General features: G+C 44.2%; 10 protein-coding genes. 8 read left to right on the top strand and 2 right to left on the bottom strand.

Annotation, left to right across the window (positions count from 1 at the left end; genetic code table 11):
• Positions 1-116: 116 nt before the first annotated feature.
• Complete coding sequence (locus tag DFQ00_RS15940; RefSeq protein ID WP_110897488.1) at positions 117-929, bottom strand: undecaprenyl-diphosphate phosphatase; 813 nt, start codon at positions 927-929, stop codon at positions 117-119.
• A gap of 285 nt (positions 930-1,214) precedes the next feature.
• Here DFQ00_RS15940 and DFQ00_RS15945 point away from each other — a divergent pair, with 285 nt between their 5' ends.
• Positions 1,215-2,252 carry an ABC transporter substrate-binding protein gene (locus DFQ00_RS15945; RefSeq protein ID WP_110897489.1) on the top strand — a complete coding sequence of 346 codons (1,038 nt, stop codon included), beginning with the start codon at positions 1,215-1,217 and terminating at the stop codon, positions 2,250-2,252.
• Between the two features lie 177 nt (positions 2,253-2,429).
• On the opposite strand, the gene DFQ00_RS15950 is transcribed toward DFQ00_RS15945, so the two are convergent.
• Positions 2,430-2,852, bottom strand: coding sequence for a MerR family transcriptional regulator (locus DFQ00_RS15950; protein WP_110897490.1), 423 nt, complete (start codon positions 2,850-2,852; stop codon positions 2,430-2,432).
• Between the two features lie 198 nt (positions 2,853-3,050).
• Here DFQ00_RS15950 and DFQ00_RS15955 point away from each other — a divergent pair, with 198 nt between their 5' ends.
• The 7 genes from DFQ00_RS15955 to DFQ00_RS15985 all read left to right on the top strand — a co-directional run bounded on the left by DFQ00_RS15955 (position 3,051) and on the right by DFQ00_RS15985 (position 15,925).
• The gene (locus tag DFQ00_RS15955; protein WP_110897491.1) at positions 3,051-4,091 is read left to right on the top strand and encodes an NAD(P)-dependent alcohol dehydrogenase; all 1,041 of its coding nucleotides are present in this window, start codon (positions 3,051-3,053) and stop codon (positions 4,089-4,091) included.
• A 471-nt stretch (positions 4,092-4,562) separates the two neighbouring features.
• The gene (gene helD / locus DFQ00_RS15960) at positions 4,563-6,986 is read left to right on the top strand and encodes an RNA polymerase recycling motor HelD (protein WP_110897492.1); all 2,424 of its coding nucleotides are present in this window, start codon (positions 4,563-4,565) and stop codon (positions 6,984-6,986) included.
• Positions 6,987-7,088: 102 nt separating this feature from the next.
• Complete coding sequence (locus DFQ00_RS15965; protein WP_110897493.1) at positions 7,089-7,838, top strand: gamma-glutamyl-gamma-aminobutyrate hydrolase family protein; 750 nt, start codon at positions 7,089-7,091, stop codon at positions 7,836-7,838.
• 384 nt (positions 7,839-8,222) lie between these two features.
• Entirely contained in the window at positions 8,223-9,494 is a 1,272-nt protein-coding gene (locus DFQ00_RS15970) for an S-layer homology domain-containing protein (RefSeq protein WP_110897628.1), read from the top strand.
• 627 nt (positions 9,495-10,121) lie between these two features.
• Entirely contained in the window at positions 10,122-13,196 is a 3,075-nt protein-coding gene (locus DFQ00_RS15975) for a DUF5704 domain-containing protein (protein ID WP_244213869.1), read from the top strand.
• 429 nt (positions 13,197-13,625) lie between these two features.
• Positions 13,626-14,099, top strand: coding sequence for a nucleoside deaminase (locus DFQ00_RS15980; protein ID WP_110897495.1), 474 nt, complete (start codon positions 13,626-13,628; stop codon positions 14,097-14,099).
• A gap of 581 nt (positions 14,100-14,680) precedes the next feature.
• Positions 14,681-15,925, top strand: coding sequence for a saccharopine dehydrogenase family protein (locus DFQ00_RS15985; RefSeq protein WP_110897496.1), 1,245 nt, complete (start codon positions 14,681-14,683; stop codon positions 15,923-15,925).
• Position 15,926 lies beyond the last annotated feature (1 nt).

The raw sequence follows: 15,926 nt of genomic DNA on the forward strand, positions 1-15,926 counted from the left end.
CACTTCCATTTTACCAAGGAACGGTTTCTTTTTGTTGCACAATTTTGGAGAATGGGGCTATCCCAATTCATTTTTATGACTTATGGGACAGCCCCTTGATGTGTATAGAGAAGATCCTATAAAAAGATCAGTAACAATGTACCCGCCGCGAAACAGTAATATGAAAAATACTTGAGATTACCTCGGGCCATAATGCCCATAAACCATCGCATGGAGAAATAGGTAACGATCAATGTAGTGATAAACGCGATCAGATAAGGGACGGCTAATTGCGCCCGATTCGGATCATGTGCAATGTCAGATGCACCCATAATCAGACCGCCGATGCTGATCGGAATATATAGCATAAATGAGAACTTTAATGCAGTTTCCTGTTTCATGCCAACTGCAATCGACGCAATGACAGTAGCACCGGATCGGCTTATGCCTGGAATAAGGGCAACGGCCTGAGCGAGTCCGACCAGCACGGCATCTTTTGTCTTTAAGTCACCGTCCTGTTTGCGACCACGCAGATTACGGATAAGCCAGAGTGCTACACCTGTAATTAATAAGGCAAAGGCCACCGTATAAACAGATGAGAAAATATCCTCAATCTTATCCTTGAAGAGGACAGCGACAACTGCTGCTGGAATGGTACCAATAACGATATATAAGCAAAACATAAAGTCTGCCCGATATTCCGGCTTGCGCGTGCGCAGGTAACCCCATCCCCCGGTAATCAGTTTCATGATGTCTTCTCGAAAAATAAAAACAATCGCAATTAACGAGGCGGTGTTCGTTAAAATTTCAAACGAAAGGCCATTTTGCTTCAGTCCCATTAGCCGCTGGGCAATAATTAAATGGCCACTAGAGGAGACCGGAATTGGCTCCGTCGCACCTTGAACAATGCCCAAAAATAAGTACTTTAACCACAGTATAATCTCTTCCATTACTTCCTCCTTGAAACTTTTCTCTACTTGTTGCATACACAATTTCCCAATTAATGCCCTCTATCCACTCTAATGATGATAGCCTTTTAACTAACGATCTGGCAAGTTTGGGCTGGAATTGTTAGAGAAAAGGTCATCTGGAATATTGCTCTTCTGCATTAGATGAAATGTGAAACACAACAATTAAACGTGTATTGTCAAAAGGCGAAATACGTGATATCGTTGATAACGATTATCAGTATCACTCGTTAATTTAAATCTAATAGATATAAGGTGGGGGTATTTTTGCGTAAGAAAAACAGTTCAATATGGATGATGATGGCACTTGTGTTGGTACTCATCCTAAGTGCATGCGGTCAGTCTGCAGCAAATACTGCTGCAGATGGAGGAGATCAGGCCCATACATCTTCAGAAGCCAAAAGCAAGACAAGTAACAATTCGGAGGTCACTTTGGACACAGAAGCAGGTGCAGAGAATGAAATGGTTTCATACCAGTCTGATGCAGGTGAAGTACAAGTACCGAAAAATCCCAAGCGAATTGTTGATCTGACCGCATTCTCGACCGGATTTTTTGTGGCCTTGGACGCACCTGTGGTTGGAGCAATGTCAGGGGCAATGAATAATAAATATATCCAGCAACAGCTTGCCGCTCAGGGGACGGTGGATTTGGGAGAACAGGCCCCTACAGCAGAACAGCTGCTTGCGTTGAAGCCGGACTTGTTTATTGTGTATACGGGGACAGAGGGAGTGGACAAGCTGTCGCAGATCGCACCTGTTGTCCAGATCGAGTACGGCAAGCTGAACTATAAAGACCTGATGCTGGAGATGGGCAAACTGACAAACAAAGAGGAGGCTGCTAAAGCCTGGATTACGAAATGGGAATCTCAGATTAACGAACTGAAACCTAAAGTTACGGCTGCTGTTGGCAATCGAACGGTTTCCATATTGAATCCGTATGATAAAGGGTTATTTGTATTCGGTCATAACTATGGACGAGGTGGAGAGATTATTTACGACGAATTTGGATTGAAGGCACCCGCCAAAGCGCAAGCGGAGGCGATTGACAGCGGGACAGGCTGGGCTTCAATCTCTATCGAAGTGCTGCCAGAGTATGCCGGGGATATTATCTTCACCAGCCCGTGGTCAGGAGACAAGAGTGATTCGAAGAAAGTGTACGAAAATAAACTCTGGAAAAACCTGCCGGCCGTGAAGGCGAATCACGTATTCCAGCTTGATCCAAAGTCAGATACGTATAATGATCCGATGTCTTTAGAAGGAGAGCTGCAATTTATTACAGACAGTTTGCTTTCAGCCTCCAAGTAAGTTTTACAGCGACACGTATTAAAAGAGTATAGAGCAAAATAAACGAGGGGCCTTCAGCTTTTAGAGTGGAGGCCTCTTTGCATGCAGCAGGAAGTATATTTCATATTAAAATCATGGGGCCACGTTCAGCCTGAAGAACGGCTCCTAGATCTCGGCTTCACGCTGCTTCATACTGCTTTACGAGCTTGCTGCCTGCTCACGTTTATAGGTCAGCACCGTTTTGTGAATATTTTCTGTCCCGGCTTCCAGAGCCTTCCGATAATAGCTTTGTTTGTGTTCGATAACCTCCATCGTCCGGCGAAGCTCCTCCATCTGCGCTTCGACACTGGCCTTACGCTCGGTAAACATGTCATATCGCTGTTGCAGTGTCGCGTCTCCTTCAGAGCACCAGGCAATGAAATCTTTAATATCTTTGATCGGCATGCCAGTAGCTTTGAGACATTGTATAATTTTCAGAAAATCAATATCCGAGTCTTTAAATTGTCTCGTGCCGGATTCACTGCGTTCAACAAAAGGCATAAGTCCTTCTTTATCATAGTAGCGCAGCGTATAAACCGTCAGGTCTAACTTTTTAGCTACTTCACTAATGGAATAAGTCATTGTTCAAACGTTCCTTTCACTTCAGAATCAGATAAGATCAAAGCAGAATCGTATAGTGCAGTGAATTCTATCATGTGCTCAGGATAGATGTCAAAACGAAGCGTTTTTTCGAAAAAAAGTGATGCAAAACATTTGACCTAGAGTTAACTATAGGGCTTAAGATAAAAGAGATTCCAATATCATGAGGAGGTTATCATATTGATTACAGCTAAAGCCAGAGCCGTGGACGGACCTGATCAACCCTTTCGTTCCGCAGAGATTAACCGCCGTGATCTGGACACGACGGACGTATTAATCGAGATTAAATTTGCCGGCATCTGCCATTCGGATATTCATACTGCCCATGGGGAGTGGGGACCTGTCAATTATCCACTCGTACCAGGTCACGAAATTGCCGGGATCGTAACTGATGTAGGCAGCGGAGTATCCAAATACAAGGTTGGCGACCGTGTGGGTGTTGGCTGTATGGTAGACTCTTGTGGCGAATGTGAGAATTGTCTCAAAGGTGAAGAGCAATACTGTCTGAAAGGCAATATTCCAACTTATGCAGGTGTAGACAAATACGGTGAGCCTACTCAGGGGGGGTATTCCACACATATTGTGGTAACCGAGGATTTTGTTGTGCGTATTCCTGATAATATTGAGCTGGATGCGGCTGCACCGCTGCTTTGTGCCGGAATTACCACATATTCTCCGCTACACCATTGGGGTGCGGGCCCAGGCAAGAAAGTCGCTGTCGTAGGGATGGGTGGCCTTGGTCATATGGCGGTTAAAATTGCACATGCTATGGGAGCCGAGGTTACCGTTCTCTCTCAATCACTGAGTAAAAAAGCAGATGGTTTGCAGTTTGGCGCTGATCATTATTATGCAACAAGTCAGCCAGAAACATTTGAAAAGCTGGCAGGAGAATTTGATCTGATCATTAATACGGTTAGTGCCAGCATTGATATCAATGCCTATTTCTCTCTGTTGACGCTGGACGGCACACTTGTCAATGTGGGTGCACCGCCAGAGCCGCTTGCTGTAAATGTATTCTCTTTGATCGGTCACCGGCGTTCATTTGCCGGTTCCATGATTGGCGGTATTCGAGAGACACAGGACATGCTTGATTTCTGTGCAAAGCACGATATTGCACCTAGCATTGAGGTTATTTCGGCAGACCGGATTGATGAGGCGTATAAACGCGTACTCGCTTCTGATGTAAAATATCGTTTCGTTATTGATACCAGCACAATCTAGAAGATGAGTAGAAGTACAATGTCATTATGTTTTTTGAAGTCAGGGTGTGTCTGAGAACGCTGAAGGTACACTTCAGTAGGTTTTAAGACACGTTCTAGTAAAATAAAGCATGTGCACCAGCAAGAAAAAGCCCCTATTTCCGCATAAGGAAAGAAGGGGCTTTTTGTTCAACTGAATCTTATCAATTTATTCATTATAATACACCCACAACAGGATGGACAGAAAGTTCCTCTTGAGCGCAAGGGGATTAAGGATAAGTAAGGTAAAATGAAGATGTTTAATTGATTGGTTAGTATGCAATAAAAAGATTGAACGCAAAAATGCGCTATGATATAATCATGAACGCAGTTGGTAATTTCATTGAATTAAAAAATGTATGATTATTTCTCCTAATCTAATCTTACATCGAATTCTTTGTTTTGTCAACTTGCTTTTTTATTCCAATAAATGGACTGAGGAGTGATTGAACTGATGGCAGAAACAAATGATCGACTGTGGGAAAAAGAAAGATTGTCTCATGTTCGTCAAGAGCTGCAAGACAGACTTGATGAGCTTGAACCCCAAGTGACTGGACTGGCAGATCAGGCCGCTGACATTCGTAAGCGCTTTTGGGAAGAAGTAACGATAAATACGGGTTCCTATACAGATTTTGAAGAAGCTTTTTATACGATAAACCAGCAATCACGCGTACTGGCTGAGCGGGAACGGGTACACAAGATGCTTGTTCAGCAATGGAAAAGTGTCAATCGTTTGCTTCCGTCACCTTACTTTGGCCGAATTGACTTTAAAGAAAAGGGGATTAACTTCACGGAGCAGATTTATATTGGAGTGTCGTCTTTTACGGACAAAGAGGGCTTGAATTTTCTGATCTATGATTGGCGTACCCCGATCGCCAGTCTGTATTATGACCATGCCTCTGGTCCATCAAGTTATGAAACACTCATGGGAAGAATTGAGGGCAACGTGGAACTGAAGCGTCAGTTTCAGATTCAGGGTGGTCAGCTGCTTGGCATGTTCGATGCCAGTGAGACGATTGGCGACGCACTGCTTCAGGAGGTACTCTCCAAAGGTGCAAGCTCTCAAATGAAGAGCATCGTAGCTACAATCCAAAAGGAGCAGAACGCTATTATCCGCGATGATCGAAGTCGAATGCTGATTGTGCAGGGAGCAGCAGGAAGTGGTAAGACATCGGCGGTGCTCCAGCGAGTGGCTTATCTGTTATATAAGCACCGCGAAACCGTTAAAGCGGATCAGATGGTTCTTTTTTCGCCGAATCCTATGTTCGCCAGTTACATCTCGACCGTATTACCTGAATTGGGTGAAGAAAATATTCAACAGACCACGTTTCAGGAATATTTGAACTATTGGCTGGGTTCGTCCCTTTGCCCGGAGGACCCGCTCGATCAAATGGAGTATGTGCTGACAGCTGGAGAGGAAGCAGGATATGCTGCCCGATTGGAGGGGATTCGCTACAAAGCTTCCGCAGCATTTCTGGAGGCTTTGAAAAATTATGGTCAATGGCTTGGCCGGGAAGGCATAAAATTTGTGGGCATTCGATTCCGCGAGCGTGAGTTTATTACTTCAACGCAGATGAGAGCACAATTCTCCAGCTATGACGAGAAATTATCGCTACCCAGTCGTATCCTGCTATTGCAGGAATGGCTATTGAAGGAGCTGACACTATTGGAGAAGCAGGAGCGGCACGCGGACTGGGTTAAAGAGGAATTGAATTATCTTGATGCGGACGATTTTGCAGATGTGTACCGCTCACTGCACAAGGAAAAGGCTGTATTTGAAGTGGCTGAGCAGTATGCTGCACGTGAGCATACGGGTAAACGTGCTGATCTGGATGAAGGCGCCTTTGATTTTGTGGAGCGAGAGGAAGAGTTACTGCGGCGTAATATTGTGAAACAGATGTTTAAACCGTTAAGACAGCGTGTGCGGAAGTTTAAATTTGTGAATGTTCAAGCGACGTACGAGCAGTTATTCGTAGACGAGGTGGCCTATAAAGAACGTACCGATGGGGCAGATGTGCCTCCTTACTGGGATGAAATCTGTAAACAAACGATCAACATGCTGCATCAAAATAAACTGTTTCATGAAGATGCTACTCCGTATCTATATGTAAAAGAAATTATAGAGGGCGTGCGGGTTAACACGGATATCCGTTATGTGTTTGTTGATGAGGGGCAGGATTATTCTGTATTCCAGTATGAATATATCAAAAAGCTCTTCCCTCGAGCTCGTATGACGGTGCTGGGGGATTTCGGTCAAGCCATTTATATGCAGTCAACAGAGCTTGCCGCTGCGAATTCTTCGTTAACCGGTTTGTATGGTGAAAAGGAAACCAAGCTTATCAGGCTGCTGCAAAGCTATCGTTCAACTCGTGAAATTGTCGAATTCACAAGAGCAATGCTGCCAGGCGGTGAGGAGATTATTGCTTTTGACAGGAGAGATCAGAAGCCGCAGCTTATACAGACGGGTACAGCAGACGGGCAGTATGATGCGTTTATTTGCAGAGATGTTGCCAGGTTGCACGCAGAGGGCTTTCAATCCATTGCCATTATAACCAAAACAGCAGCCGAGAGCCGTATAGCTTATGAGAGTCTGTTGGCACATGGCATGGAGAAACTGAAGCTGATCACCAAAGAAACCGAGCGGTTTGAAAAAGGCTGGATGGTGATTCCGGTTTATCTTGCCAAAGGTGTGGAATTTGATGCCGTGCTCGTATATGATGCCTCAGCGGAACGATATAGTGAAGAGTATGATCGCAAGCTGCTCTACACGGCCTGTACTCGTGCGATGCATCGTTTGCATTTGTATGCTGAGAAGCATTGGTCGCCTTTTGTGCAGGCACTGCCTGAGGGACTTTATGAGAAGCGAGACGAAGTGTAATGGAAGTGCAAGGTTTTGTGCAATTTGTATGAATCAAAGTCTGGTAAGATGGAAGCAAAGGCTTCTGGTTATGAAAAAGTATGCTTAGGAGGCTGCTGGAGTATGAATAAACCGATGATTGGTGTACTGCCATTGTATGATACGGATAAAAACAGCTACTGGATGCTTCCTGATTACATGAAGGCAGTCGAGGCTTCTGGGGGTATACCTGTTATGCTGCCATTAACGACAGATGAGTCTATGATTGCGGTGCTAGCGAACACCTTTGACGGTTTTCTGTTTACAGGTGGACATGATGTGAATCCGGAGATGTATGACGAACAGATCAGAGATACTTGTGGTGAATTGTGCAAGGAACGTGACCGAATGGAAGAGATTTTATTTGAAAAGGTCATTGCTCTGGATAAACCAGCCTTTGGCATATGCCGCGGACTGCAATTATTTAATGTGATTCTGGGTGGAACGTTATATCAGGATATTGCTACACAATCCACAGCGGAGATCCAAACAGAACATAAGCAAAGCCCGCCATATACGGAGCTGGTTCATACCGTGCATATCTCAAATCATAATCTGTTAAAAGAAATTCTTCAGGTGGATCAGATTCAGGTAAACAGTTATCATCATCAGGGTATTCAAACACTGTCCCCTCAATTAATAGCCGCAGCCGTTGCCGAGGACGGATTGGTTGAATCGGTAGTTCTGCCGGGTTACTCATTTGTGCTTGCTGTTCAATGGCATCCTGAGTACAGCTTCACTGTGGACAGATATAGTCGACAATTATTTGCAGCATTTGTTCGTGCGAGTCACATTGCAAGCCAGAAGAGGGCGGAATCATCAGCATCAGCGTAACATTGGATATAGGGACGATTGCCGGGAGATTGCTTCTAAAAAAGTGATTGATTAATGCTTGTAATGGATGTTATTCTATATGAGAGCGAAATTCCATAATTTTGAAATGTGAACACACCTTAAAGCATAAGGCTATGAATCTGCGGATTCATGGCCTTTTTTTGATGTTTTACAGGGTGAACACAGTCGCTGGAAAGGAGGGATAACACCTTAGGAGGCTGGGGAGAGTTGAAAAGCATACCCATAAAATGCTTTTGCATGGTAGAATATTCATGATTATTCCAAATATGGGTTTCTATTAGATTAACAAGAAGTCCAAATGTTAGGCAGGAATGAAAGGAACATCCCCATACTAAGGTACATAGGAGCGTGAACAGATTGAAGATGAAACAAACGGTACATGGGAACAAGAAGAGAAGAACTATCCGCATTATCAAATGGCTAACAACAGCAATGGTGGCAGGTGCTTTGCTACCTGTCGTATCCGGGCCTATACAGTGGAATTCCACAGCAAATGCGGCGGGTGTGAATGAAAGCAAAGTGAACCCGTTTAAGGATGTTCAAGGACACTGGGCTCAGGCAACAATAGCTAAAGCGTATGAGAAAAAATTGATTTCAGGTTATCAAGACCGTACTTTCCGGCCCAATGGCAAAGTAACCCGCGGGGAATATGCGGCCATACTCGCTCGGGCGACGCGGATGGAGAGTGTGGATGAACAGAAGCAGACGACCTTCTCTGATCTGCAGGGACATTGGGCTGAACCGGCTGTTCGTCAGCTTGCTGCACAAGGATTTATTGATGCCAAAGATTACGTGAATGGTTTTAAACCCAGTACGGAATTGACACGTTACGAGATGATGAAGTGGATTGCAAACGGATTGATGAAGTCAGAGAGCAGCTTCCAGGATGCATTTCATGATACGCAGAACACCTTGTTGCCAACACCAGAAGTAAATCGTGGAACAATTCGAGATGAGCAGATTCCGTATCTAGCGCTTGTGCGTGGAACAGGTATCGTTGGTGGCTTTCAGGATGGCACATTAAAACCGGCTGACACCACAACTCGTGCAGAGGTATCTGCAATTTTGCTGCGGTACATGGATGTAGAGGGGACGGATGCTTCAAAGTACAGTGACCTGAACGAATTACGAGAGGTAGGCACAACGGGAACGAACTTAACGACAATTAGTAATTATTTCTATAGTAAAGACTCAGTCAAGGTAAGTGATATTTCTAAAGGTGACATTATATTGTCAAATAAGTCAGGAATATTGAATCTTCATAGATTCATCGTTGTTAAGATACAAAACGGAAAAGCTCAAGGTATCTATAATAACCTTTTTGTAGAATCAAATATCACTAGTGGGAACTACTATTTAACCTATGCCGATATATCTTTCAGATCAAATACTGATAAAACTGATTTGATCACCTATAGCAGAGGGTTAAATAGTGAATTACTAAAATTCAGAAGATTAGATATAGCGCATGCTGAAAAAAATGGATTCATAACTATCCCTGACAGTCCTAGAGAGCTTATAAGTAAGGGGAAGAAGGTTAGATTTTGGACGAGATCATTTCTGGAATTTAAAAATGGAACGTATCATATTTACGCACAAGGTATAGGAGAGATGAAAATTCAAAATATGAAGTAGGGCTGGGGTGGTTTTGACATTATGAGAAAACGAATGCGTTTCTACGTTTTCTTTAATTACAGAATTCTACTATCAATTGTGTTTATAACGTCGATGATGTGTTTTTCATTGATTAATTCCTCTACAGCGGCGGAAAGTAAAGTATATCCACCTAAATCAATGAACAGTTCTAAATTCAAAGTGGTCCACTCTGAAAAAGTTATAGCTACACCCGGAGTATACTGGTATCAGGTGGGTGATGGGAGGTTTCGTGCAGATCATAATGGCGGTCCCACATACTCTAAGAATGCTGGAAATTGCAAGACTCCATATCCCGATTCGAAAGAAGTTCCTGATCGAGTTGACTTTTCAAGATGGCCAGCAGTTTCATGGCCCGATTACAATGGAAATATCTTAACCTCTAAAAGCTTTAAGAAAGTAAGGATTCAAAGTGTAGAATATCAGAAGTCTGACAAACAAAAGTCATATACGGGAGTTGGCCTTACTGAAATTAACTCTCCAAGTACAATTGTTAATATCAGGACTATAACTGGTGGTAAACATGAATGGACTCAAAATGATCCATTCGAGAACAAAGGGAAAACCAATGCCGGCTGTATTAAACATACTGTTGTTTATTATACTCCTATGGATATCATCTGGGAGGGTGATTTAGAGGAGACAAAAAAAATTGACGTGACTCCTGATGCCACACTCACGATTGGGCAAACCAAACAAATGATAGCGATTGTCAAAACAAAACACTATGGTGCCACGACCTGGAATGAAGGTTATGATGTTTCAGACAGGGAAAAGGAAATTGAATGGGACTCCTCAGATAAAACGATTGCTAGGGTTGAGCCGAAGACAGGCAAGGTGGTAGCGGAGAAGCCAGGGACCGTGACCATACGTGCGATATGGAACAACGGCACCTACCGGATATCAGACACAGCCACGATCAAGGTGACCTCTGAGCCGGGACTAGTGGTTAATCTGCCTAATGCTTGTAAGTCTACAGCAGCACCAGTACAGGCAGAGGCTGTTCTGACCAAGCTGGATGGCAGCATACACAAGCTGACAGCACATGCAAATTTGACTTGGGAAAGCTCTAATCCTGCGGTAGCAACGATTGGTGCCGAGGGCAAGATTACCATTAAAGGGATTACGGGTCGCACAGTCATCAAAGCTCATTTTCGAGACACCACGCAGCTTATTGATGAGCAGGCCATTCAAGAGTTAGAGGTGAAGGATTGTTCTGGGGGAGGTGGTGGAGGTGAGGATGAAGAGGAACCTGGCGGCGGATTGCCGAATGGTTGTCCTGTAATCATCAGCCCTCCGAGTAGAGGTGCAATCATAGAAGCCAGAACGATGGACCCGTCTGTACGAGGTGTTCTCAAGGCAGATGGTCGAGGGGCTGAGAGGTTTGATGTTACTCAAGGCATCCCAACGTCAGAAGACTTATATGCAAACGTTCTGGCTAAAAGTTATCTGTTTCAGCACAGATGGGTGAATATGACGGGTACGGTGACGTATACGGTCAACGTTAAGAGGAACTACCATAAAACATGGACGATTCCTGGGCGTGAATCAAGTGGAGAGCAGGATCAGGGGAGCCCTCCTGAGTTTAAAGAATTGAACGTGCCTGTTGCACAGGATATGCAAGTAACAAGGGGTTATAGCTACTGGCAGATAGATAATGTTGAGGTCTACAAGCTGAATGAAGCAAGCGTTTCGAATTATGCATTAAGTGGGCATGGGGGGAGCGTTACTTTAACTCCTTATAATTATGAACCACCTACCTTAATTACTGCTACTGATGCTGAGGTGACTGCTCATGTCAAAGCGGCTGCTTGCAAGGGAATTGATCTAGGTACAAGGTCTGTTCGAGGGGGAGCCGAGGAGCCTCCGACACCAAGTGAGACATCTTTGTTCCAGTCGGAAGCGGAAGCCACGGTTGGGGAAAATACGGTCCATAACGACAAAGTAATCTTTAATAATAACGTCATTATGGATGCTTCACCAGTTCAAAAAACGGCCCCGAGACCAAGTGTGATTCCGCAACCAGGTATGATTGGGCAGGATGTTTTGTATCGTAAAGAGTTAACCATTCACAATACATTGACAAACAAAGCTGACCAACCGACCACTGGTGAGATAATGTATGGATTACTTCCTGAAAACGTTAATGGTGGACAAGAGCAGCAATTTCCAATTCCGGGAATGAACTCTGTCACAGTACATACTCCAGTGGTGAACTATGCCTGGGTATCCGACGATCAGCCGCATAATCAGAAGACCTATCCTGATCCTGCCGCAGCGGCATTGATTCTGGAGCGTCCATTTCTGATTCGTCTCCCTACTTCTGGACAGCACTTGGATGAAGCGCGTTATCCGGGGTACGGGGAGCGTGACTATGCCAAATATTTTCGTATCAAACAGGTACGTTTTCCATTTGATGTGTATACCGCAGGCAAAAGTCAGTTCATTCCAGCGCATACCTGGACTGATATTCCCGTGAAGCAGTTGGATACGGCTTTTGTGCTTCCCGTTTGGATTGATGAAGGGAAGTATCAGATTGAGTTTCGTAACATTGCGGAAAATGCACCCGAGCCTTTTACAGCGCAGCAGGATGCAAACACTGATCTGACACATCATGTGGCAGCAGATACCGTTGGGGTGGAGGTCATTGGCCGCTTATACGATTTTCGCATAACGGATATTGCAGATTATAACTGGGAGAACGTTTTTCGCAAAGAAAGAGGGAGCGCTGAACCTACAGGTGCACGTTATTGGACTGGAAAAAATGGAATTGACGGAGACCCGCGAGGCAATCTGGCTCCGTATGTTCTGCCAGTTCGCCCAGGCAGTCATCCTGTGCAGGGATTTGGCAATGTAGGGATCAAGACGGGTTATCACTTCAAGTTTGATGTGAAAACCAAGGGCAACCTGTTTGGTAAAGAGGATGGTGTACGAATAACTCCGACTTTCTATTACATCCGTCAAGACGGCACTTCAAGACAGGAAGTTGATTTGTATTATCATCGGGGACAGGAGCGGTTTATCCGAATTGGGTCCGGGCAGGATACTGAGAAGCGTTATGTAGTGCTTAACGCGAGATTGCGGAACGTACCTGATATGGAACTCGGAGATACAGCTCGATATCAATACACTTATGAATGGACGGAGGAAGAGCGAAAGCTGTTTACTGAGGAGCAGGCGATGGTGCATTTTGTTACTCGGACTTCACATCTCCAAACATGGGCGGGTCGGTACAGCTGGATGATTCTGCCCTCGAAGCTACGTACACTCATCGGTCCCAAAACAGGACTTCCTCCTGGTGTCAATGCAGACCGAGCTAATGCTGCCATACAACGGTGGTACGGGGAATACAGTCTGCCTGCAGATGTTTACGCGGTGCCCAAGGGCACAGACCTGGAGCGACTGGCTAGAGAGGATATGCTGGATGATAAGGCTCCTGTATTTCTCAAGTATGGATATATTGCCGTGAATTTTAATTTGGAGACGCTTCGTAACGGCAATACGCAGGCCCCACATCTGCAATATATTCAGGCGCCGTTAATGAATCAATGGAGACTAGAAGGGTTTGATCCGAATCCGCCAGATCTTCAGGGAAGAAGATGGCCGTTGAAAGATGGAGATGTACTATTATATCATGCCAATCAATCCAGTCGCGGTGATTTTCAGTCCCAGGTTCCTCATTAAAAGAAACCTCTGGCGAGATATCTGGCTGCACATGAATACTTCTTTTCAGAGAAGGCAGTAGTGATGTGTTACGCATTGCTACTGCCTTTTCATATTATATAACGAAGCGCAGGAGATGAATGATTATCCATTTTAGACTTATGATTATTCAGGGCTGCCGCACCCGTACGTATACTTGAGTCACAATCGCTTCAAGATTACAGATCAAGGCCGAGCCATGCTTCTATCTTTATATGATATCAATGCTGTGGTAAAACAGATAGAAAACAGATAGAAAACAGATACATGACATTCCCTTTTCCGTTTGACCGAAATAAAAACTTGCAACTGAAATAAAATGTATCGAATTTTTCAATAAGCCAGATAAACATATCGTATACTATAAAAGTAAGGATTACAGCTAAGCATATTCTTCGTGGAGGTCGTGCAATGGATAAAGATAGAATATTTATGCAAAAAGCAATAGATCTGGCGCTTCAGGCGAGAGCGGAAGGCAATGAACCCTTTGGTGCCATTTTGGTGAAGGATGGAGAGATTGTAATGATGGGTGAAAATAAAATTAACAGTTTCTGTGATCCCACCCATCATGCAGAAATCGGGCTAATTCGATCCTTCTGTTCGGAAAATAACATTTTTGATCTCGGCGAGTATACTCTTTATACCAGTTGCGAGCCTTGTGTGATGTGCTCCGGGGCTATGGTATGGTCAAACCTTGGGCGACTTGTGTACAGTGTAACACATGATCAGCTTGCTGCTATTGCGGGTGATAACATTATGATTTCCTGCGAAGAAGTATTTATGAAAAGTCCTCAGAAGCCCATGGTAGCAGGAAAGCTTCTTAATGAGAAGGGGCTGGCTGTGTTTGACGGGTACCGTTTTCATTCCGAAGCAAATCAGAGTTAAAAAATAAATTTTGAAATATCCCTTGATTTTTAGAGAAACGTCTGATAGTGTAATACCTGTGATTTTGGAAAGTTGATTTATCAATATGAATTAGAGCTTTCCAGCAGATAATTTTTGACCACTTCTACTTAGGAGTTAAGGCCATACGGACAGCCGGGTCAAATGCCGATTGGCAACTTATGTTGCCTTATTGATTGAGTTCAAAGCTCAAATTTTATAAGTTGGTTACTTTACAACCAGTGCATCTGCACATCAACTTGTGAAACGGTCAATAAGAGTGGTAAAGGCGAATTATTTGCTATATAGACTCTGATCCAATATTGATATACATGAAGGAGCTTTCCGCCGAAGGAGTTCTTGTGGACTTTTTTGGTCATGGAGTCTTCACGTCTTTTTTATGATGTATATCGACAAGCAAGTGTGATGGTGTGCGCAAATGCGACATTTTTCACCTTGCTTTTTTTATTGTATCAGGAGCGGGTGGACGTTGCATAATGAAACAATCAACTGCGATCGTCTTGGAATTTTTATGAAGAAAACTAAACTAAAAATCCTAATTATGGGGATAGGAGAATGAGAAAATGGGAAAAGCACTAATCATCGGCGCCGGCGGCGTGGCTTCTGTGGCAGTACACAAATGCGTTCAAAACAGCGAGGTTTTTGAAGAAATCTGTATCGCAAGCCGTACAAAATCCAAATGTGACGAACTGAAAGCGAAGCTGGATGGCGGCAAAACTAAAATCTCGACTGCTCAAGTAGATGCAGACAATGTGGAAGAACTTATCGCATTGATCAATGAGTTCCAACCGGATATCGTAATGAACCTTGCGTTGCCATACCAGGATCTGACGATCATGGACGCGTGCCTTGCAACGAAAACAAACTACATGGACACAGCGAATTATGAGCCGGAAGATACGGCAAAATTTGAATACAGCTGGCAGTGGGATTACAAAGAGCGTTTTGAAAAAGCAGGCATTACGGCACTGCTTGGCAGCGGCTTTGACCCGGGTGTAACGGGCGTATTCTCTGCCTACGCATTGAAGCACTATTTTGACGAAATCGAATATATTGATATTCTCGACTGCAACGGCGGCGATCACGGTTATCCGTTTGCTACCAACTTCAACCCGGAGATCAACATTCGTGAAGTTTCTGCGAACGGCAGATACTGGGAGAACGGTGAATGGATCGAAACGAAACCGATGGAGATCAAACGTGTCTATGACTTCAAAGAAGTTGGCGAGAAAGACATGTACCTTTTGTATCACGAAGAGCTGGAGTCTCTCGCTAAGAACATCCCTGGCTTGAAACGTATCCGTTTCTTCATGACATTTGGTCAAAGCTATCTGACTCACTTGAAAGCTTTGGAAAATGTAGGCATGACTTCGATTGAGCCAATCGAATTTGAAGGCAAACAAATTATTCCTTTGCAGTTCCTGAAAGCTGTTCTGCCTGATCCGGCGTCCCTTGGACCTCGTACTGTAGGTAAAACAAACATCGGCTGTATCTTTAAAGGTAAAAAAGATGGTCAAGACAAAACATATTACGTATACAACATCTGTGATCACCAAGAGTGCTACAAAGAAGTTGGCTCCCAAGCGATCTCTTACACTACAGGTGTTCCAGCAATGATCGGTGCAGCAATGGTGATGACAGGCAAATGGAACAAACCAGGCGTATACAACGTGGAAGAGTTCAACCCGGATCCGTTCATGGAAGAACTGAACAAATGGGGTCTTCCTTGGGTAGAAGACTTCAACCCGGTTCTTGTTGATGCATTGCCGGAAGAGTCCAAAGCCAAAGAATCGGAGCTTGTTCGCTAAC

This window comes from Paenibacillus barcinonensis (assembly GCF_003217495.1).
In the GTDB taxonomy this organism is placed as follows: Bacteria; Bacillota; Bacilli; order Paenibacillales; family Paenibacillaceae; genus Paenibacillus; species Paenibacillus barcinonensis.

Coding starts and splice junctions, on each gene's coding strand:
- DFQ00_RS15940 (WP_110897488.1), bottom strand. CDS start 929: ATGGAAGAGATTATACTGTGGTTAAAGTACTTATTTTTGGGCATTGTT.
- DFQ00_RS15950 (WP_110897490.1), bottom strand. CDS start 2,852: ATGACTTATTCCATTAGTGAAGTAGCTAAAAAGTTAGACCTGACGGTT.
- helD (WP_110897492.1), top strand. CDS start 4,563: ATGGCAGAAACAAATGATCGACTGTGGGAAAAAGAAAGATTGTCTCAT.
- DFQ00_RS15965 (WP_110897493.1), top strand. CDS start 7,089: ATGAATAAACCGATGATTGGTGTACTGCCATTGTATGATACGGATAAA.
- DFQ00_RS15970 (WP_110897628.1), top strand. CDS start 8,223: ATGAAACAAACGGTACATGGGAACAAGAAGAGAAGAACTATCCGCATT.
- DFQ00_RS15975 (WP_244213869.1), top strand. CDS start 10,122: ATGGATATCATCTGGGAGGGTGATTTAGAGGAGACAAAAAAAATTGAC.
- DFQ00_RS15980 (WP_110897495.1), top strand. CDS start 13,626: ATGGATAAAGATAGAATATTTATGCAAAAAGCAATAGATCTGGCGCTT.
- DFQ00_RS15985 (WP_110897496.1), top strand. CDS start 14,681: ATGGGAAAAGCACTAATCATCGGCGCCGGCGGCGTGGCTTCTGTGGCA.